Here is a 19,438-nt window from a genome sequence, read left to right as displayed (position 1 = left end):
ATCCATGAGAAGATTGCGCAGAGTGTAAAGAAGAATGTCAGTAGCATCACGAAACATCACAGATAACGAAAGTATCCTGCCCACCTTAAACTTCTGGTACTCATTTCGGCCGGTACTCTTTGCAAAGAGTATCATAGTCGGCGTGGTAACCGGTTTCATTGTCGTGGCCCTGCGTATCGGCCTCACTGCCGCCCATGATATACGAAAAAGCTTATACGAAGCATTGTCTGAGAAGCCCCTTCCTATTCAGTTGGGCTGGGTATTTCTTCTTGTTATAGCAGGTTTACTCATAGGATATACGATAAAACGATACCCGCTCATCCGAGGAAGCGGTATTCCACAGGTGAAAGGGGCCCTTAACCGACAAATCCGCCTCTCCTGGTTCCCCGAACTCTTTTTAAAGTTTTTCGGAGGTATCGTCGGTATCGGTGCAGGGCTCTCCCTCGGAAGGGAAGGTCCCTGTGTGCAACTCGGTTCCTACGTAGGATTGAGTATGCTTCACCACTCAAAAACCCCCAATCTGGAACGTAAATATCTTATTACCAGCGGGGCTGCAGCAGGTTTGTCGGCTGCCTTCAACGCTCCCCTTGCCGGTGTCATCTTCGTCCTCGAAGAGATGCACAAAAGCTTTTCGCCGCTCTTGCTGGTCTGTTCCATGGCCTCGTCAACCGCTGCGGACTTTGTCGCAAGTCACTTCTTCGGACTCAGGCCCATTTTCGATTTCCACGCAATCAACGTCATTCCCCAGGAATATTTTCATTTTGCCATTATTCTCGGCATTGTCATCGCCTTTGTCGGCCATCTTTTTAAGAAGGCCCTCTACTTTTTTCAGGATTTCTACGTGAGGCTGCGTATCCCCGTGATATTGCGACCGGTCCTGCCCCTTCTGCTCTCCGTGCTTCTGGGGCTCTACTGCTTCGATGTGACGGGAGGAGGACATCATTTAATCGAAAGCCTCTGCTACGATAACAAGACCCTCCTTTTCCTATCGGTTCTCCTGTGCCTCAAGTTTCTCTTCACCACACTATGTTACGGTTCGGGAAACCCCGGAGGTATCTTTTTACCCCTGCTGCTCATCGGCGCGCTGGTGGGACAGATATACGGGGGGCTTTTACAGGCCATCGGTCTTATAGATTCTTCCCACAACATGAATTTTATGATTATGGGGATGGCGGCAAATTTTACCGCCATCGTTAGGGCCCCTGTAACAGGAGCAATCCTCATCCTTGAGATGAGTGGAAATTTTAATCACCTCCTCGGTCTGGTAGGTGTCTGCATGAGTACCTACCTCGTCGGCAGCTTCATAAAGTCAAGACCCGTATATGATGTGCTGCTTGACCGCCTAATACACCGAAATCCGGGAATTTTCGTCGGCAATGAGCGCCGTAAGGTTATCCTCGAAATTCCAGTCTCCATTGATTCCTTTCTGGAACATAAACAAGTGGCCCATATCGACTGGCCCGAGGGAACGGTGCTCATCGGTATCATGCGGGGCGAAAAAGAGTTCATCCCAAAACCGAAAACGGAGATACTTCCCGGTGATCAGCTGTTGATTCTTGCTTCGGAAGAAGATGCGGGAAAGGTCCAGATGTCTCTGATCGCCATGGGTGCTTCACCGGAGGATTGACGACCGTTATCGATGATGATCCACCCTGTATCACCAATATTCGTAACACTACTATCTTCCATCCAAACGCACGGGTATACTTAGCGCATGAAAGAGAAAGCAGATAATCGCTGTCCCTGGTGCATGGGAAATGCCCTTATGCAAAGCTATCACGACACGGAATGGGGAGTTCCCCTCCATGATGAGAAGAAGCATTTTGAGTTTTTGCTCCTCGAAACCATGCAGGCGGGACTGAGTTGGCAAACCATCCTCAACAAGCGCGAGGCCTTTCGCAAAGCCTTTGCGGGATTTGACGTAGAGAAGGTTTCACGCTTCGGCGAAGAAGATAAAGCAAGGCTGATGGATAATGCCGGAATCATCAGAAACCGAAGAAAAATCGAAGCTGCAATCTCCAACGCATCGGCCTTTCTTCACATCAAAAAAGAATGGGGAAGTTTTGACCGCTACATCTGGTCCTTCACCGACGGTAAGGTGGTGGACCATCGGCTGACGACGATGGTCCAGATGCCGGTAAAAGATGAACTGGCGGAGAGGGTTTCTGCCGACCTAAAAAAGCGCGGCTTCAAATTCGTAGGAGCAGTGACCATATATGCCCATCTTCAGGCCATCGGCGTTATCAACGACCATCTGACACATTGCTTCCGCTACAACGAGCTAAGGGAAAAACCATAGCGGCTCCCATAACAGCTCAAAGGGAAGCTATGCGGTCGACTGCATCATCGATGCGATCGGCGGCTGCCAGGGCTCCCGTCCAACGGACGGGGATAGACGAAAAGCCGGAACGCGCGCCAAGGATCATCCCGGCAAGCAGGCCCCTGGCGGCAGAATCGCCCCCTGCAGCAACATTGGAAATCATCGCCTTTTCATAGTTGTCGGGATACGAAACAAGCAGGTGGATTGTCCCGGGAAGGGCTCGTTCGGCGCTGCACATCTGGCCGAAGCGGCCGATCACGGCAATCGTTTCCTCCCCTGCGGTTTCCGCACCAGCCTTTACTTGAGAGGGAAGAAGATCTCCGCTCTCCCAAACCTCCTCTTCCAGCGTGGCCCACAGGGCTTCTTTCATGGGCTCATCACCATGAAACAGGAGTCGGCTGAAAAATCGGGCGACATCCCGTACCAGGGGATGATCGTGGGTCAACGAAGCCTGGGAAGCCGCGGCATTCGCCAAAGCGACCGGATCGGCAAAAAGCAATGCAAGGGCGGCGGTCCGTCCGGCCCCGCCCAAGTCATCCATCGAGCTGGCCTTCCCGGCAGAGAGGGTATCCTTGCTGGCATGATCCATATAGCCGTCATAGATGGCCATCTTCTCTTTCCAAAGCTGAAAAAAGGCCTCTTGGTCGTAACCGCCCTTATCGGCAATCGATTCAAGAAGCCACAGGGTTTGATCACCGTAATGGGTAAACTCACCCCGCTTTCTATTCGGATGAAAGGTTTTCACCAGCGGATCATTCAAGTCACTTGGCCGGCCGATCCGCTTGGCAATGGCATCGACATTATAGATCCAATGGCTGCCGAGACTTAAAGAATCGGCGGCCAATGCCCCGTAGATGATTCCCTTACGTGTATCATGATGTTTCATACTTTCAAGGTAGTAATTACGCTACAAAAAGGCAAATACAGGGGAAAGCGTAACATCACCAGGATTCTGAACATTCCTTTTAACCGCTGATAATGCATGGAACCATTGCTCGCCAATAAGTATTTGACCACGGCAATCACCGACAGGATCGTGTACCATGGATAATAGTGCCGTCACGGCATCCCTTTTGCCGATGCGATGGATTTCCAGTCGATAATGAATTGGGAAATCAATGGTTTTTTCTGTATTGTTGTTCGATGAAACAAAAAAAGAGCCTTGCTCAAGTTGTATTTTATGTAGCTGTATCAGAAATGTCATGTACGCTTTCGGTATCTGCCAAAACGGCTTCCTCCAATTTACGGCGCGCACACACCAAATGTCCTATCATATCATCACGGGCTCCGTTGCTATCTTTCGAAAGAATTTTATTGAAAATCGCCTCATGGGCCAGCAATGAGTCATAGGAATCAAATTCCCTTCTTATGGTATATTGCTTTGACAATTCCAGGAGACTGAACAGAGAGCAATAGATACCCGTCAGTATTTCATTGTGTGCTGAACGTACCAGAAGTGCATGGAATTCATGGGAGTATAACCGAAGCATCTCATAATCGGCATCCTTGATTTTAGTCTCTTTCAAAAGATCCCGCATCTTTTTCAGCGTCAAACGAATTTGTGTAATGTCTTCACCTGTTCGTCGTATTGCCGCATAATAGCAGGCCGTCGATTCCAGGGAAATACGTACCTCAAAAAGAGATAAAACACTTTGAGACTGTATTGATAAGCCGAAACTGAGGTTTTCTATGATATGGGATATGTCGAGGTTATGTACATACAACCCATCGTTAGGGACGTTTTTTAAGATACCGATATATTCCAGAACCTTCAGGGCTTCCCGAACAGGGACCCTGCTGACGTTAAATTTTTCTGCCAGGCTTCGTTCGGAAGGGAATTTATCTCCTGCAGAATAAACTCCTGTTGCAATCAAATCTTTTATGTGTTCGATAATATCTTTGTAATGAGTACCACTTTTTTCATGGTGCATTTTACTACCTCCCAATTGTTAACACTATATGGATGGCATCCATTACAATGGTATACCAATTAAATTGATTCATAATAAGTATACCATAAATATCATAAAACTGAAACATAAAAAGCCATAAATTCCTTATTTTACTTTGAAATGTACAAATAATAAAAAATATTGACAATATTTAAAAAAGCAAGGATAATTTCCAAAGAAATAATTACCATATATGGTATACCAATAACGATACGGTATACCAAAAGAGATGGATAGTCAAAAAAATCATACCCTGAATTGTAGGGTATGTAATAACAGAAGGAGGGAAATATGAAAAACTGTTTAGTGATGGTTCTGTGTATTTTTTTGTCACTGGGGACGCTCTTTGCAAATGGGACACAAGAATCTGAAACACAGAAAAAAACGAAAATTCGATTCGCTGTCAAATCTGTGGGTAAAGACTACGAATTAATGAAAGAGGCAAGTGAAACCTATGAATCGTTGCATCCCGACATCGATATTGAGCTTGTTGAAACGCCTGAATCCTCTACGGATAGATTGGGCCTGTATCTACAGTATTTTGAGGCAAAGTCCAGTGAATTGGATGCTGTTTTGATTGATGTTGTCTGGCCGGGAGAATTAAACGAGCATCTTATAGATCTCAATGAATATGGTGCAGCTTCCTATACGAGCCAACATTTTCCTACTATGGTGCAAAACAACACCGTACATGGAAAATTGTTAGCCATGCCTTTATATACGGATGCCGGTGTTTTGTACTATCGTACCGATTTACTCAAGAAATACGGCTTTACACTTCCCCCAAAAACATGGAACGAATTGGAACATATTGCTCAGGTTGTCCAATCTGGGGAAAGAGCTGCAGGAAATGAAGATTTTTGGGGGTTTGTTTGGCAAGGCAATGCCTATGAAGGTCTTACGTGCAATGCTTTGGAATGGATTTATTCACATGGTGGAGGAACCATAATGGATAAAGATGGCACAGTAACAATAGATAATCCTAAGGCTGCTGCAGGATTGGATATGGCAGCCAATTGGGTTGGGACCATTTCTCCCTCGGGAATTACTGGTTTTGTGGAGGAAGATGCCCGTTCTGCCTTTCAAGCAGGGAATGCCATGTTTATGAGGAATTGGCCATATTGTTATTCTTTGGGACAGTCTGACAGCAGTGCTATTAAGGGTAGATTTGATTTGACCTTACTTCCCACGAATGTTGAGGGCAAGAATGCCTGCACGCTTGGGGGATGGCAACTGGCCGTAAGTAAATACTCAAAACATCCAAAAGAAGCGGTTGATTTTATATTTTATCTTTCAGGAAAAGAAGAGCAAAAACGCAGGGCGATCAAAGGGTCTTATGAACCTACCATACAATCACTCTATTCCGATGCGGATGTTGTAAAAGTAAATCCTTTCTTTGCCAAATTGTACGATGTGTTCTTAAATGCCGTCCCCCGTCCTTCGACAGCCGCTGCTCCCAATTATGCACAAGTCTCCAAGATTTTCTACTCCTATACGCATGATGTCTTGAGAAAGCAGATGAATGGGGCTGATGCTGTTACAGCAATGGCCATAGATATGTCCGAATACAGTAAGTAATAAAAATTATGGCCGTCAAGCGAGGCAATGCTTCTTCTGGACGGCCATTATAGGAAGTTGCTGATGAATGCCCTCAAAAAGAAAGAATCTCATTTGGCCATTGCCTTGCTTGCTCCGACCCTGATTGTGATGTGCGTCATTGCTTTATATCCCTTAGGTTCTGTATTGATAACAAGTTTTACCAATAGGACTTTTGCATCATCAAAAATAACGGAATGTATTGGATTAGATAATTATTCACGGCTTTTACATGTGAAGGTTCTTCCGATTCCAGATACTATTGATTCCAGCGATACTGTTGCTCTTCTGCAGTCCATGCCGTCAGAACCATATCGTTATAAACCCATGAAAACATTTTCATTTATTGGTAAGCCCTATGTTTTTGTGGCCACGGATCCAGAGTTTCTTCGTGCATTGAAAGATACAATTTCTTTCACCATGATAACCGTATTTTTTGAAACAGTATTGGGAATGGCTTGTGCTTTAGTATTTTCACATGCTTTTAGAGGTGTCGGGGTCCTCCGAATGATCATGTTGATTCCCTGGGCTATTCCGACAGCTGTGTCCTCAAAAATGTGGGCATGGATGTTTGGAGCCACTCGAACAGGAATTATCAATGTCATCATGCAACGATTTGGTCTTACAGATGGACAGTTTCCATTTTTGCTGGAGAAATCAACTCAATTGTGGAGTATTATTTGCATAGATGTATGGAAAACTACTCCATTTATGACCCTGCTTCTTATTGCCGGATTACAAGCAATCCCTAAGGAACTATATGAAGCAGTAAAGGTAGATGGAGCAGGAGCCGGTCGGACCTTTTTTTGCGTGACGCTTCCTCTGGTAAGAAATGCCCTTATGGTGGCCATGATTTTCCGTACGCTTGATGCATTACGGGTTTTTGATCTTTTCCAAATAATCTTTGCCCAAAAACGTTTTTCCTTGGCTTCCTATACATATTATCAGCTGATTGATAGTAAAGCTATGGGATATTCATCAGCTTCCAGTATTCTTATCTTTCTTCTGGTCTTTTTAGTTTCACTTATTTATGTCAAGTTAGCAGGAGGAATAAGTAAAAATGATTAAGAAAAACCAGATAATTTATAATACGATTTTTTGCATTTTCCTTTTCTTTTTTATTTTGCTTGTATTTTTTCCGTTCTACTGGATGGTAAATACATCAATGAAAACGGAAAATCAATTGATGATGACTCCTGCTACACTGGTTCCCTTGGATCATATTTCAATGAAATTCCTACCTTCCTCAATCAATTATCAGGCAGTATTGAAGAACACCCTTTTCCTTCATAGCATTGCAAATTCCATTATTGTTGCCGGAGTAGTGACACTGGTTTCCTTGCTCCTTGGTTCTTTTTCAGCCTATGCTCTTGCAAAATTGTATTTTCGGGGGAAAAAGATTATCCTGTATCTCATTCTTACTATGACAATGTTTCCTCGAGTCTCGGTTCTTAGTGGGTTATATTCCGTAATACGGTTTCTGCATATATCAGCAATACAAAGCATGATTTTATCTTATTTTCTGTTTACACTACCTTTTACTGTTTGGGTCATGACATCATATTATCGGCAACTTCCATCATCGCTCCTTGAGGCGGCTTATGTTGATGGAGCTACGCCATTTCAAAGTTTTTTTGATATTTTACTTCCACTTACGATACCCGCCGCTGTTACTACAGGGTTGCTTGCCTTCATCGCGGCTTGGAACGAATATCTATTTGCACTGACGTTTTCTTCGGTTTCCCCAAAATCGAGAACTATTCCCGTTGCCATTGCCATGTTCAGCGGAACCGTTTCCCGACAATATCCTTTTGGCGAAATCATGGCTGCATCTGTCGTCATTACGCTACCTTTGTTAATCCTTGTGATTGTATTTCAGAAAAAACTCGTTGCAGGATTAACTTCTGGTGCAATAAAACAATAATTTCTATTGAGTTAGAAAGGAGCTTTATCATGAAAATTGTGTTGATTGGAGCGGGAAGTGCTCAATTCGGATTGGGTACCTTGGGTGATTTGTTTCAGAGCCAGGCTCTGGAAGGAAGCGAAATTGACATCGTCGATATCGACGAGAAAGCACTGGCTCATGTACAAAAGATTGCAACATCTTTCCTGGAGGAAAGTGGCAAACCATTTTTGGTCCAGGCATACACTGACAGGAAAGAAGCCCTGCGGGATGCCGATGTCGTGGTCATCTCCATTGAGGTCGGTAAACGATTTCCTCTTTGGAATCAAGATTGGACCATCCCACAGCAATATGGAATTCATCAGGTTTATGGGGAGAACGGTGGAGCTGGTGGGGTATTCCATTCTCTTCGCATCACTCCGGTGATTGTGGAAATTTGTGATGATGTAATGCAATTTTGTCCTAATGCCTATGTATTCAATTATTCCAATCCGATGACAGCAATAACGACAGCAGTGTTGCGAAAGTATCCTCAACTTAAATTCATCGGAATGTGCCACGAAATAGCTTCGTTGAAACGTTATGTGCCGATAATTCTGGATACCCCCTACGAAGATATTGCTCTCCGGGCTGCAGGTTTGAATCATTTCAGTGTTCTGCTTGAAGCTTCCTATCGGTCGACGGGCAAAGATGCCTATCCTGATATCCTTGAGAGGGCCCCTGCTTTTTTTGAACGGGAACCTGGATATTCCGATCTGCTCTCGTATGTACAAAAGGGAGGATCTGTTGAACAAACAGAGGGAAGCGACAGGCGATCGTTACTTGCCGGTACCCGCAGTTCCAAGTCTTGGGCTGATCGCACGCTTTTTAAGACCATTTTGGAACGATATCGTTTATTGCCGATTACAGGTGACAGCCATATAGGGGAATATATTTCTTGGGCCTGGGAAATCGCTGATCACAAAGGTATCAAGGATTTCTACGAGTTCTACCAAATAATGCTCTCTCGAAATGAACCAAAAATCGGTACGGAAACACACGAACGATTGGTGTATATACTTGAGGCGCTTTTAAAGGGGGCTGCTTCTTATGAAGAACCGGCTGTCAATATTCTTAATGAGGATCTGATACCTGAACTTCCTTCATGGATTGCCGTTGAAGTACCAGGCATCGTTTCGGCATCGGGAATAAAAGGGGTAAAATTTCCTGCCTATCCCAAAGGCTTTGCGGCACTGCTTCGTAATTATTGTGGTGTATATGACCTGATTGCTGAAGCTGTGCTGACTAGTCGGAAAGAATATGTCATTCAAGCATTGATGGCCAATCCTGTCGTTGACCAGTGTCGGTGTCTTCCCGAATTAGTAGACATTATGATAGATAGGCAAAAGCCTTGGCTTGATTATTTAGGATGAGGTTGCCTTTTATTCGTGTAATTGTGTTTTATGTAAAAAACGGATTGTACTTCTTTTGAATATGTTTGAAGTCGATACAGAGGGCTTATCCTCTGTATCGATTGTTTTCCGTCTGATTTTGCAACAATATTACGGAGGGAATATTTTCTACCCAATATTTCAAAAGAAAGTATTTTTATTTAACACTGATAATAAAAACCCCTGAAAATGAGTCCTGTGTGATTTTTTTGGCAAGAAAGTAAGGTGGATATTACATGGATCGACATATTAATTTTTTCCTTGTGTTGGCTATTACACTTTTTATTACGTGGTTCCTGCGTGATTTTGGCGGAATGCTGAACTCGCATGAAATGTTCGCTACGGTTACGATTATGCTTATGTATGTCGGAATGGGGATAACAACAGACTCCCGGCAATTGTTGGTAGGATTAAGGAACTGGAAACTTATCCTTTTTTCGCAATTTTCCTTGTTTGGCCTTTCACCTATACTGGCTTATGGTATTTTTCATGCTGTCATGCGATATTCCCATTTGGAATATGCTATAGGTCTGTTGTTTCTCGGTTGTTTACCCACTACCATAACGTCCTGCATTATGCTGACGAAGGAATACGGAGGTAATACTGTTGGAGCATTGTACAATTCAATTGTTTCGCAATTTTTGGGGCTGCTCCTTACCCCCTTGTTACTTTCTACGTTACTGGCAACTCAATTTATCTCTGTTATCCCTTTCTCACAGGTAGTGGAAAATTTATGTCAGAAAATGATTATCCCCTTTGCTATCGGACAGTTTTTGCGCCAGAGGCATGTGTTATTGGGCCGTATTCCGGGAATTGTTACCTATTATGGGATATTCTTTATTCTCTATATGAAATTGGCGGCAACCTTTTGTAAAGGAGATCTTCTTGAATACTTCCATTTGCTTTCGATACCCCTGATTGGCGTATTTGCCTTTTGTTCATTACTTTTACTGCTGGTATCACTTTTGACCGTTGGTTGTAAATTTTCACGGAAGGACCAAGTCTGTTCTATCTTTACAGGAACGCAGAAAACAATGGGAATGGGAATTCCTCTTGCAACGATCTATTTCCCGAAGAATGTGGAAATAGTCTCTTCCGTTTCCCTCCTGATAATTTTCTATTATATTTTAATAATGGTAGGTGCTGCTTTTGTTGTTGTACGAATTTTGCCAAAGCAAAAAATATGAATCACACATGAATACACCAAGGCCGTTCAGTGAAAGAGGCCGCCGATAGGAAACCATTTTTCCGCATATGTAAATTAGGCATATTCAGAAAGTATATGCCGACAGTAAAGGGCCGCGATCACTGCCGCCATCCAGGTTACCGCAAAGATTCCCCAGAAGACCCCGCTTACCCCAAGGCCTGCGGTCTTAGAAAGGAGCCAGAAAAGAGGGACAGGTACAAGCAGCTGTCTGAAGAGCCCGATGGCGATGGCAAAACGCGGTCTTTTCAGGCCCTGAAGCAGGGAGACATGGACCGAAAGAACAACATAAGCGTAAAGGGTCAGGGAATCGATACGCAGATAACGGGCCCCAATAGCAATGACCTCTTGGTCGCTGCTAAAAAATCCGACAAGCACCGGTGCGGCTAAAAGGAAAAAGGCAGCTGGAACGAGAAGGACAAGACCGTATTTGAGCGCCGATATCTCGGTCTCTTTCACCCTATGGAAAAGAGCGGCACCGCTATTGCGCGCCGAAATACTCAGTACCGCCGTAGAAATTCCAATCGTAGGGAGCAGAGCAATCTGCTCGATCCTCACTGCGGCCCCATAAGCGGCAACGGCCCTTTCGCCGAATTGTCCGAGAAACCAGGTAATGACGAAAATCCCTACCCCCACGGTGAGAGAGTTCAAAGTAGCAGGCACCCCTTGTCCGAGTAACTGGAGCCATGCCGAGGGACGGGGAAGAAAGTCATGTCGATGTGCCCCAGCGAAGCGTGTATACTTTTGCAGCCGATACAGCATGTAGGACATACCAAGGGCCTGAACCAGGATCGTCGCAAAGGCAAGCCCGCGAATGCCCATCCGGGGAATACCAAGCCAGCCGAAGATGAAAAGAGGGTCGAGAAGAAGGTTCAAAAGAAAACCGGCAATCAGGACATTGCGATAGCTTTTGGTATCGCCATGAGCACGCAGAATGCCGTTTATCGCACCATTAAAGAGGAAAAACAGAGCACCTGCAAAGATGATTCGCATATAGGCCAGGGCCTTGGAAAGATAATCCCCGTCTGCGCCAAGCAGGTGGAAGAGCGGTGATGCGGCAAGCTCCCCCACAAGCGTGAGCAACAATGAAAGAATGATCCCCAGGGAAAAGACCTGGGCGGAGACAAAGCGACCGGAGGTCTCGCGCCCGGCGCCATATTCGTTTCCGACAACAGCGGTGACCCCGACGGAAAAACCTTCGGTAAAGGCAATGATAATAAAAAAAAGGGGAAAGGAGAGGCTCAAGGCCGCAAGGGTACTTGTAGAGAGCATTCCCGCATACCAGGTATCAACCACATTAAACCCGGTATTGAAGAGAAAGCCTACGGCAGCCGGTATGCCGATGGTCCGAACAAGACGAGGAACAGGCTCCCTCAAAAGGGGATCAAGGCTATTTCCCCCCACAGTTTCGCGCATAGCATCCTCCCTCTACCTTTTTTTCTTGAGGATAGCTAGTTTACCCCATCAAGGGAAGAGCTTCAGTCTCCGATCTGCCTTCGATATGAGAAGACAATCGGCTCCAGAAGCCGCCGTTTTTCCCCTTTCCGCTTCTGGTGATAGGTGCCCCCGTGGTAGAAACAGGCAAAGCCCCCGCTGGCGGCGGCCCAGGCGGCCGCCTCACGTAACGAGGGTTTTTTGGGAAGCTGCATTGCAGACGAGGCGACAAGGCCACCAAGGAAGTTATCTCCACATCCGGTGGTGTCCCCTTTCAATGAAGGATCTGCAGCAAGTCGATCGTCGACCCAGCGGCTGACGGGCAGCATGGCCATCTCGTGGGAAAGGAATTGCTTTCCCCCCGACCAAAGAAGATAATGCCTTGCCCCCCGGGTGATGACCAAAGCACCGACCCCCCAGTCGATAAAGCGGTTCGCGGCATCTTCGATACGTGTCGTGGCACTCAGGCGAAGGGCCTCTTCTTCATCACAGACCAAAAGATCGATAAACCGATAGCTGTCCCGATCTCCCAGAGGCCATATTCCCTTTGGGTCACGCTTTTGGCTTCGGAAATCATACACCGTCCCCACAATAGTCAGGGCTCCGTGCTCTTTCGCCCTTTTAAGAAGCGGGGTAAGAGCGGCGTGGAGCGGAGGAACAAGGGCCGAACCTCCGATAAGAAGGATATCGGTATCATAAAAATCGTCAGGAAACTGTTCCACGGCAAGATGTTCCGCCGCCCCGATGGTATGGACAAAGCTACGCTCCCCCTTCCCTTCCAGGGCGTAAGGGTCTGCCAGGACGACGGTAGAAGGCGAAGGACTCTTATCCATGTATTGGAAAAACGCCTGTATCGGTGTTTCTCCGATAAAGGACTTGATCTGCCCGGCAAGGGGATCATCACCGACAATACCGTAGAATCGACTCTCCACCCCCTGCTTCTCGAGAAGCTGTGCCGCATGAACCAGGGCGACAATGGCAGGTCCTCCCAGATTCACGGCCGTGGGCTCCGTACCACCGCTTATTTCGTATAAAAGTTCGGGAAAGGGGCGGCCTGCAAAGGCCTCGAGGTCATTGGCGAGAACGAGGCCTCCGGGAATGAGGCCGCCGTCTCCCGGGACCCGGGAAAGAAGGCGGCAAAAGGCATCTCCGGCATAGGATATCTCCCGATAGAGTACATCGATCAGGCAGCACCCCGTAGCCGTAATTTTCATGCAAATCTCCGGTAATCGCCGACCATAAGCCGCGTGGGAGGTACATCCTCATCAATGGCAGGAAAGCGCCCAAGTTCCTCCTTGAAACGATTGTCGCTGTCGTCGTCATTTACCATGCTGACCTCTCCGCACATTACCTTTCCGTATCCCTTTACGGCGAAAAAGCGATGATATAGGCGCTGGGGAAGGCTCAGGCTCGATCCGGAATCAAGAACAAGTCGCTCGCCTGCCTTCAGGGTCCGTTTTACACCATCGACGGATACAGTAACGCTCTGCGTGGAGAAGCCGTCCTGTGCATCCGACATATAGAGTTCAAAAGCGAGCTTCCCACCTCCCCTGTTGATGATATCCTCCATCTTATTCCAGTGAAAGTGAAAAGGAGTCTCCTGCTCCTCTCCAACCACCATGATTTTCTCCGCATAGGGCTTTGGATAGCTTCCTTCAAGGCCATTTCGCAGGGTAAACAGGGTCAGTCCCCTGGTTTCAAATCGCCCTGAACCGAAATCGGTGATATCCCAGCCAAGCTTACAGTCGAAAATTTCCTTACATTCGTTTTTATGTGCGGCCCACTGTTCAGGGTTCCAGAATGCCCATTCTGGCAGATGGAACCCCTGTTCACTAAAAAAGGCTTGCGCCCCTTCGATGATTGCATTTATTTCACTTCGTTTCATATTGTTCCTCCATAGCTAACGTAGTTTAGCACTTGTAACTACGGCTGACAAGTGATAATTTCATCCCTAATGGCTAAATCGACAAGGACCATGAAGGAGGTGGCCGAGCATCTCGGGCTCTCGCGCACTACCGTATCTCTGGTGCTCCAGGGAAGAGGCGATGAATACCGCATCAGTCGGGAAACCCAGCAGATGGTCCTGGATTACGTTAAAAAGACCTCCTATAAGCCCAACTACTTTGCAAAGGCGCTTAATCGTGGTCGAAGCGATATTATCGGAGCGGTTTTCCCCGATGTTTTCGAATCCTTTATGAACAACATCATTCGGGGCATCGAATCGGTGCTCTACGAGCGGGGATATTCCCTTATGATCTCGACCAGTCGCTTCGACAACAAACGGGAATGTTCCGTGATCGAAAAGATGGTGTGGCAGGGAGTCGATGGTATCATTCTCATCCCGACCATGCCCTTCCATGGAGCGGCGCCTTACGACGGATCCCATATTGAGGGCTTGCTGAGACAAGGGTATCCCTTCGTCGTTGTCGATCGCACCATCGAGGGGCTTGAAACCCATACGGTTCTCCAGAACGACCGGAAAGCTGCGAGAAACGCGGTCAGCAAAGCGATACGTCAGGGGGCCAGGAATGTGTGCTGCGTTTCCCTTGCCCTTGCTGCATCATCCATCGATGCCCGACTTGCCGGTTACCGGGAAGCGGTACGAGCAGCGAGAATGGCAGAAACGATCATCTCCCTCTTTTCTCTCAATCCCGAAAGTGATGATCTCGAGAAGCAGACAGTGGAAGTGATGAGAAGCGCTTCACCGGTCGACACCTTTTTCGTCACGACCAGCGGTCTGGCGGATAAGCTTTCCTGGATCCTGCGTACTCACCACTTCGATGCAAGGATCATTCGATTTGGCGAAACTCCCCGGTGGGTCGAGGCTTCCATGGAGGATATTCCCCATCCCCATAAGAAGATGGGGGAAGCAGCATCCAAACTTCTTCTCGATGTCATCCGTCAGCCGGATCTTCCCTCACAGCACATCGTCTGTGAAGCAGGGTAAGCCAAAAGAGCATTATGCCCTTTCACCACCAATATTCGTAACAGTAAGGAAATCAAAGATCCTCACCAAATAAAAAACGCCAGCGGACCGGAGAAAAGAGCCGCTTCCCCGATTTTGCAAGAAAGGTGGCACCCTCGGGGGAAAAGAGGACTGTATCGACTTCATCAAAGCCATCGCACAGCCGGATCACCCCTTGTATATAGGAAACAGAAAGCGCCTCTTTTCCCTCAAGGGAAAGGGTGGTTGCAAGGCCGCGTCGGCTCAGCGGATTATCAGCGGCCGAAGCATCAAGGCCCTGGGCAAGATAACCGCACACATCTTCCAAGCCGATACAAACATTCCTGCCGCTCCAGGGAGCCATGTGACGCCCCCGGTTTTCCATCCATATGACGGTGGAGGGAAGAAGCCGAAGATTCTTGAAAGAAAACCAGAGATAGCCCCCCTCACGGCAGAGGGCGGTCATCCAGCCGGGTTCTTCGCTCGGCCGCTGACAGAGCTGCAGGATGTCGACAAACCCTTCCCGGGCGGGAAAGTGAGAACAATCGGTAAAGGCTGGATCTTTCCAGATCGTCGGGACATGCGACAGGTCGTCAAAGAAGGCACCGGAAGCAAGGGAATAATACTCTCGATCATGACAGAAGGGGGGCTGGTAGGCGTTGGTCATCCCAAAAAGGAGAGGAGAGCTTTTTATCTGCAGCTGCCCGTTTTGTCCCGTTAGGGTGGCATGGTGGCCGAGTGTGACAGGCCCCCTGTTCCCGGCGATGCGGTGCCTGGTGTAGATACAACTGTCGCCTCCCGTCAGCTGCCACGTCGCCCGAATCGAGCCTGGTCGGACGGAAGTGCTAAGCTCAAGCTCCAAGGTGGACCGTCCATCGGCAGACTCCTGTCGGGACACAAGGTTCCATTTTGAGCCTGCGCTTTCCCCGTGAGGGGGATGATGCTCACCGATCCCATCCGGCAGCTCATCGTTGTCCCCAAAAGGCATGCAGAAAAAATCCCCCCGAAGGGGACGAAGCACCGCAGGCTGATCTACCGTCTGCTCGCGAGATTCTCCCTGCCAGGGGCTCAGGTGATAGGGCTGAACCGGGTTAGCATCCTTTGGAAAGAAATGTACCGGCGCCATCTGGGCCCCTCGTTCGGTAACAAATAGTTCTACCAAGCTATTCATCAGTCCGAAAGAGGGTTCTCCCGCTATTTCTGTTCTTTCATCCATGGCCGACTCCTTTACCATCCTTTTCGGAAGCGGTATTCAATCTATACAAAAGATTATTCACACGGTAAAGTATGTACTGAAATATCAACCTGCGGCAAGGGTAAGACCGAAACCAAGGGAGACGCTTATAGATACGATCTGCCTGCGCCTTCCTTCCCTGTTGCAGGAGGGAGGCACTCGGATGGAAAAACGGCTCGGCTTTATCGGTATCATCATCGAAAACAGAAACGAGACAGCAGGAAAGGTTCAGGAGCTTTTAACCGATTTCGGAGATCAGATTGTCTGCAGAACCGGTGTTCCGTATCGGGAAAAGGGGCTATCGGTCATCACCCTGATCGTCGACACAACCACGGATGCTCTTGGCAGCCTCACCGGAAAACTGGGTGCCATAGAGGGTGTTTCGGTGAAATCGAGTCTGGCGAAAAAGTAACGCGGTATGATGCACACATCGATTGACGTCACAGCCCCGGATTTCGCACAAGAAGAATACATACATACGCTTCGTCATGGAGCCATACCCAGCGAAAAAGCGCTTCGGGCTATTCTCTCTATCCCTTATCGTGAAAAGGCCCTGGTGGAGCAGGTTCGATCTACGGCAACGGAGGTGATGGAACGGGAGGTCGGGAACCTCGTCTATTACCGAGGTATAGTGGAATTCTCGAATATCTGTACCCAGGATTGTCGCTACTGCGGCATACGCAGAAGTAATACCCATGTCTCCAGTCGCTACCTTCTCGATGAGGAGGAGATCGTCGAATCGGCTCTCTGGTGTGCGGAAAGGGGCTACGGATCGGTGGTACTCCAGTCCGGAGAGAGGAGAGACGAAGCCTTCATCGGTCTTGTGGAAAGGATCGTCAAAACCATAAAGGAACGTTCTCGCAGCACGGAACTTCCGGACGGAGTGGGCATTACCCTAAGCGTGGGGGAGCAAACCCTTGAGACCTATCGCCGATTCTACAATGCGGGAGCACATCGATATCTTTTGAGAATCGAAACCAGCAACCCCGAGCTCTTTTCTGCCATCCATCCGCCTGAGCAACGTTTTGAAACCCGTCTCCAGGCTTTGCACGACCTGCGGAAAGCAGGTTTTCAGGTTGGTACCGGGGTGATGATCGGCATTCCCGGTCAGAGCATCGATATGCTCGCACGCGATATCCTCTTTTTCCGGGATATCGATGTTGATATGATCGGCATGGGGCCGTATATTACCCATCCGGATACACCCATGGCAGTGCAGGGAATGATGGAGAAGGAAGCGTTGCTGCACCTTTCGCTTCTCATGATTGCGGCGACACGGCTTGCATTGCCCGATGCAAATATTGCCGCAACCACCGCTCTTCAGGCCCTTGTGCCGGACGGAAGAGAACGGGGCCTTCGATTCGGGGCAAACGTAACCATGCCCAATATTACTCCCCTTCGCGTACGGAAAGCCTACAGGCTCTACAAAGACAAGCCGTGCATGAACGAACGAAAAGAGGCATGTGAGGCCTGCCTTGCGGGGCGCATTGCATCAACGGGAAGAAGCGTCGGGCTCAATGCATGGGGGGATTCACCTCGTTTTTTTAAAAGGAAATTCCCTATAGAGTGATAACACTTTATAACGATAAGTGTTGCATTCTTCAGACCTTCGAATTAGTATGGGGCAATAATCTATTTATATGAGGAGGAGCTATGACAACTCTGGTTCTTGTAGTTGCCTTGGCGATCTACCTGATTTTCTATTTCTCATTCGGTAAAGGGCTTCAAACAAAGTTGCTCAAATCTCAAGAAGCACCTGCTGCCCCTTCGCAAAGGCTCTCAGATGGCGTGGACTATATTCCAACAAGTAAATATGTCCTTTTCGGCCATCACTTTGCATCCATCGCAGGAGCAGGGCCTATCGTTGGTCCCGCAATTGCCATTGCCTGGGGATGGCTTCCCGGCCTTCTGTGGATATGGTTTGGGAACATCTTTATTGGTGCTATTCATGACTATCTTGCGCTGACTGCCTCTGTTAGGTATGACGGACGCTCGGTACAGTTCGTTGCTCAGGAACTGATCGGCAAAAAGGCAGGAAAATCTTTCGGTTGGTTTGTCCTTTTCCTATGCTTCCTTGTTGTCGCGGCGTTCGGTGATATCGTAGCAGGACAGTTTGCAGGAGATGGGGCTGTAGCATCAACCTTTTTTCTTTTTTGCGCCTCCGCCATTGTGCTCGGAATTCTGATGTATCGGACAAAATTGCCGATGATCGTAAGCACCCTTATCGGCATCGTATTGCTCATTGCTTCCTTTGTCATTGGTAAGCATGTGGGGATTTCGGCAAGTAAGGATGTCTGGTTTTTGGTTATTTTTATCTACATCATCATCGCCAGTTCCCTGCCGGTGAATATTCTTCTTCAGCCCAGAGACTACCTGAACAGTTTTCTCCTCTATTTCGGGCTGATTACCGGAGCAATCGGCGCTATTTTGGCGGCAAAAGGTTTCGATTCCGTGCCTGTTTTCACAAGTTTCAGCGCAAAGGTTATCGGAGGAAAACCCTCACCTTTTTGGCCTACCGTTCCTCTTGTTATCGCCTGCGGTGCCCTCTCCGGTTTTCACGCACTCATTGCTTCGGGCACGAGCAGCAAGCAGCTTCGTGATGAGAAAGACGGCCTCTTTGTCGGATACGGTGCAATGCTGACCGAAGGCTTCCTTGCCACGATTTCCGTTATTGCCATTGCCGCTTTCGGTGTGCAGGCCCTCGGCGAAGGAAAGGTCCTCGCCACCCCGCCCTTGGCACGCTTTACGGCAAGCTACGGGGCAATGGTCGCATCTGCAATGCCCTTTTTCACGGCAAAATTTATGAAGCTCTTCGCTGCTATCTGGGTCAGTTCTTTCGCTCTCACTACCCTTGATACAACAAATCGCCTGGGACGATACATTGTCAGCGAGCTTTCGCTTCCTGCAAAGGATAAGCGTCCCGGCCTTTATAAGTTTTTCAACAACAAATGGGTAGGTTCCCTTGTCGTTGCATTCTTCGGTATCGGCCTTGCCTGGAGCGGAAACTACACCATCCTTTGGCCCGCATTTTCCGGCGCAAACCAGCTCATTGCTTCCATTGTCATGCTGACCGTGGCAATGTGGGTGAAAAAGGAGCTGAATGAGAAATATACCAATCTGGTATTTATTCCTGCTGTTTTTCTTTGGATAACCGTCACCGCCGCCATCATTTGGTATCAGATTGCAATTGTCCCCGCCCATTTTGCGGATCCTGCGAACATCAAGAATCTTATCACAGGGACCTTGGTCGGGCTCATGAATATCATTATGATCATTATCAACATCGCTATGGTTGTGACCTTTTTTAAGAATTTCGGAAAAGATAAAGCAGTAAAGGCCTAAAGCCCGTCTTATCATTTTTTCATCCTTATCGGCCTGTGCGGTTTTTCAGGACCCACAGGCCGAATGGTTTCAAGAGCAA

At 47.8% G+C, this 19,438-nt stretch carries 18 protein-coding genes; 11 read left to right on the top strand and 7 right to left on the bottom strand.

Annotated elements, in window-relative coordinates; all coding sequences use genetic code 11:
* Positions 1-34: 34 nt before the first annotated feature.
* Complete coding sequence (locus tag F459_RS0108160; RefSeq protein ID WP_026294953.1) at positions 35-1,627, top strand: ClC family H(+)/Cl(-) exchange transporter; 1,593 nt, start codon at positions 35-37, stop codon at positions 1,625-1,627.
* A gap of 87 nt (positions 1,628-1,714) precedes the next feature.
* Positions 1,715-2,299 (top strand): DNA-3-methyladenine glycosylase I, encoded by a 585-nt coding sequence (locus F459_RS0108155; protein WP_026294952.1) that lies wholly within the window; start codon positions 1,715-1,717, stop codon positions 2,297-2,299.
* Positions 2,300-2,315: 16 nt separating this feature from the next.
* On the opposite strand, the gene F459_RS0108150 is transcribed toward F459_RS0108155, so the two are convergent.
* From F459_RS0108150 to F459_RS0108140, 3 genes are read right to left on the bottom strand one after another with little or no spacing between them, the layout of a single operon-like run.
* Positions 2,316-3,206, bottom strand: a complete 891-nt coding sequence (locus F459_RS0108150; protein WP_020612241.1) for an ADP-ribosylglycohydrolase family protein — start codon at positions 3,204-3,206, stop codon at positions 2,316-2,318.
* 21 nt (positions 3,207-3,227) lie between these two features.
* Entirely contained in the window at positions 3,228-3,524 is a 297-nt protein-coding gene (locus tag F459_RS0108145) for a hypothetical protein (protein ID WP_020612240.1), read from the bottom strand.
* Positions 3,499-4,251 carry a FadR/GntR family transcriptional regulator gene (locus F459_RS0108140; protein WP_020612239.1) on the bottom strand — a complete coding sequence of 251 codons (753 nt, stop codon included), beginning with the start codon at positions 4,249-4,251 and terminating at the stop codon, positions 3,499-3,501. The genes F459_RS0108145 and F459_RS0108140 overlap by 26 nt, the downstream gene beginning before the upstream one ends.
* A gap of 312 nt (positions 4,252-4,563) precedes the next feature.
* Between F459_RS0108140 and F459_RS0108130 the strand changes: the two genes are divergently transcribed.
* The 5 genes from F459_RS0108130 to F459_RS0108110 all read left to right on the top strand — a co-directional run bounded on the left by F459_RS0108130 (position 4,564) and on the right by F459_RS0108110 (position 10,388).
* Positions 4,564-5,850 (top strand): ABC transporter substrate-binding protein, encoded by a 1,287-nt coding sequence (locus F459_RS0108130; RefSeq protein ID WP_020612237.1) that lies wholly within the window; start codon positions 4,564-4,566, stop codon positions 5,848-5,850.
* A 63-nt stretch (positions 5,851-5,913) separates the two neighbouring features.
* Positions 5,914-6,936 (top strand): carbohydrate ABC transporter permease, encoded by a 1,023-nt coding sequence (locus F459_RS0108125; protein ID WP_020612236.1) that lies wholly within the window; start codon positions 5,914-5,916, stop codon positions 6,934-6,936.
* Positions 6,929-7,792, top strand: a complete 864-nt coding sequence (locus F459_RS0108120) for a carbohydrate ABC transporter permease (RefSeq protein WP_020612235.1) — start codon at positions 6,929-6,931, stop codon at positions 7,790-7,792. Before F459_RS0108125 ends, F459_RS0108120 begins: the two co-directional genes overlap by 8 nt.
* A 29-nt stretch (positions 7,793-7,821) precedes the next feature.
* Positions 7,822-9,183, top strand: a complete 1,362-nt coding sequence (locus tag F459_RS0108115) for a family 4 glycosyl hydrolase (RefSeq protein ID WP_020612234.1) — start codon at positions 7,822-7,824, stop codon at positions 9,181-9,183.
* Between the two features lie 254 nt (positions 9,184-9,437).
* Positions 9,438-10,388, top strand: coding sequence for a bile acid:sodium symporter (locus tag F459_RS0108110; protein WP_020612233.1), 951 nt, complete (start codon positions 9,438-9,440; stop codon positions 10,386-10,388).
* Positions 10,389-10,462: 74 nt separating this feature from the next.
* Here the strand turns inward: F459_RS0108110 and F459_RS0108105 are convergent, their stop codons facing one another.
* The 3 genes from F459_RS0108105 to F459_RS0108095 all read right to left on the bottom strand — a co-directional run bounded on the left by F459_RS0108105 (position 10,463) and on the right by F459_RS0108095 (position 13,724).
* A complete protein-coding gene (locus F459_RS0108105; protein ID WP_020612232.1) occupies positions 10,463-11,821 on the bottom strand; it encodes an MATE family efflux transporter in 1,359 nt (452 codons plus the stop codon).
* Between the two features lie 62 nt (positions 11,822-11,883).
* Positions 11,884-13,053: a carbohydrate kinase family protein gene (locus F459_RS0108100; RefSeq protein ID WP_020612231.1), complete on the bottom strand. Its 1,170-nt coding sequence runs from the start codon at positions 13,051-13,053 to the stop codon at positions 11,884-11,886.
* A complete protein-coding gene (locus F459_RS0108095; RefSeq protein WP_020612230.1) occupies positions 13,050-13,724 on the bottom strand; it encodes a D-lyxose/D-mannose family sugar isomerase in 675 nt (224 codons plus the stop codon). The genes F459_RS0108100 and F459_RS0108095 overlap by 4 nt, the downstream gene beginning before the upstream one ends.
* A 69-nt stretch (positions 13,725-13,793) precedes the next feature.
* On the opposite strand from F459_RS0108095, the gene F459_RS0108090 reads away from it, so the two are divergent.
* Positions 13,794-14,786: a LacI family DNA-binding transcriptional regulator gene (locus F459_RS0108090; protein WP_245540121.1), complete on the top strand. Its 993-nt coding sequence runs from the start codon at positions 13,794-13,796 to the stop codon at positions 14,784-14,786.
* A gap of 52 nt (positions 14,787-14,838) precedes the next feature.
* Here the strand turns inward: F459_RS0108090 and F459_RS0108085 are convergent, their stop codons facing one another.
* The gene (locus F459_RS0108085; RefSeq protein WP_020612228.1) at positions 14,839-15,999 is read right to left on the bottom strand and encodes a hypothetical protein; all 1,161 of its coding nucleotides are present in this window, start codon (positions 15,997-15,999) and stop codon (positions 14,839-14,841) included.
* Between F459_RS0108085 and F459_RS24400 the strand changes: the two genes are divergently transcribed.
* From F459_RS24400 to F459_RS0108070, 3 genes are all read left to right on the top strand, one after another.
* Positions 15,998-16,429 (top strand): TM1266 family iron-only hydrogenase system putative regulator, encoded by a 432-nt coding sequence (locus F459_RS24400; RefSeq protein WP_020612227.1) that lies wholly within the window; start codon positions 15,998-16,000, stop codon positions 16,427-16,429. The genes F459_RS0108085 and F459_RS24400 overlap by 2 nt on opposite strands.
* A 6-nt stretch (positions 16,430-16,435) precedes the next feature.
* Complete coding sequence (gene hydE, locus F459_RS0108075; RefSeq protein WP_020612226.1) at positions 16,436-17,587, top strand: [FeFe] hydrogenase H-cluster radical SAM maturase HydE; 1,152 nt, start codon at positions 16,436-16,438, stop codon at positions 17,585-17,587.
* An 83-nt stretch (positions 17,588-17,670) separates the two neighbouring features.
* A complete protein-coding gene (locus tag F459_RS0108070) occupies positions 17,671-19,359 on the top strand; it encodes a carbon starvation CstA family protein (RefSeq protein ID WP_020612225.1) in 1,689 nt (562 codons plus the stop codon).
* Positions 19,360-19,438: the final 79 nt, after the last annotated feature.

Source organism: Sediminispirochaeta bajacaliforniensis DSM 16054 (genome assembly GCF_000378205.1).
GTDB classification, from domain to species: Bacteria; Spirochaetota; Spirochaetia; order DSM-16054; family Sediminispirochaetaceae; genus Sediminispirochaeta; species Sediminispirochaeta bajacaliforniensis.
The sequence above is the reverse complement of the archived record's forward strand: the minus strand, read 5'-3'. Positions and strand labels throughout refer to the sequence as shown.

Bases quoted from the DNA above. Each gene is read 5' to 3' on its own strand.
- F459_RS24400 (WP_020612227.1), top strand. From the start codon at position 15,998: ATGGCCGACTCCTTTACCATCCTTTTCGGAAGCGGTATTCAATCTATA.
- F459_RS0108085 (WP_020612228.1), bottom strand. From the start codon at position 15,999: ATGGATGAAAGAACAGAAATAGCGGGAGAACCCTCTTTCGGACTGATG.
- F459_RS0108100 (WP_020612231.1), bottom strand. From the start codon at position 13,053: ATGAAAATTACGGCTACGGGGTGCTGCCTGATCGATGTACTCTATCGG.
- F459_RS0108070 (WP_020612225.1), top strand. From the start codon at position 17,671: ATGACAACTCTGGTTCTTGTAGTTGCCTTGGCGATCTACCTGATTTTC.
- F459_RS0108120 (WP_020612235.1), top strand. From the start codon at position 6,929: ATGATTAAGAAAAACCAGATAATTTATAATACGATTTTTTGCATTTTC.
- F459_RS0108095 (WP_020612230.1), bottom strand. From the start codon at position 13,724: ATGAAACGAAGTGAAATAAATGCAATCATCGAAGGGGCGCAAGCCTTT.
- hydE (WP_020612226.1), top strand. From the start codon at position 16,436: ATGATGCACACATCGATTGACGTCACAGCCCCGGATTTCGCACAAGAA.
- F459_RS0108150 (WP_020612241.1), bottom strand. From the start codon at position 3,206: ATGAAACATCATGATACACGTAAGGGAATCATCTACGGGGCATTGGCC.
- F459_RS0108140 (WP_020612239.1), bottom strand. From the start codon at position 4,251: ATGCACCATGAAAAAAGTGGTACTCATTACAAAGATATTATCGAACAC.
- F459_RS0108130 (WP_020612237.1), top strand. From the start codon at position 4,564: ATGAAAAACTGTTTAGTGATGGTTCTGTGTATTTTTTTGTCACTGGGG.
- F459_RS0108105 (WP_020612232.1), bottom strand. From the start codon at position 11,821: ATGCGCGAAACTGTGGGGGGAAATAGCCTTGATCCCCTTTTGAGGGAG.
- F459_RS0108145 (WP_020612240.1), bottom strand. From the start codon at position 3,524: ATGACATTTCTGATACAGCTACATAAAATACAACTTGAGCAAGGCTCT.
- F459_RS0108160 (WP_026294953.1), top strand. From the start codon at position 35: ATGTCAGTAGCATCACGAAACATCACAGATAACGAAAGTATCCTGCCC.
- F459_RS0108110 (WP_020612233.1), top strand. From the start codon at position 9,438: ATGGATCGACATATTAATTTTTTCCTTGTGTTGGCTATTACACTTTTT.
- F459_RS0108090 (WP_245540121.1), top strand. From the start codon at position 13,794: ATGGCTAAATCGACAAGGACCATGAAGGAGGTGGCCGAGCATCTCGGG.
- F459_RS0108155 (WP_026294952.1), top strand. From the start codon at position 1,715: ATGAAAGAGAAAGCAGATAATCGCTGTCCCTGGTGCATGGGAAATGCC.
- F459_RS0108115 (WP_020612234.1), top strand. From the start codon at position 7,822: ATGAAAATTGTGTTGATTGGAGCGGGAAGTGCTCAATTCGGATTGGGT.
- F459_RS0108125 (WP_020612236.1), top strand. From the start codon at position 5,914: ATGAATGCCCTCAAAAAGAAAGAATCTCATTTGGCCATTGCCTTGCTT.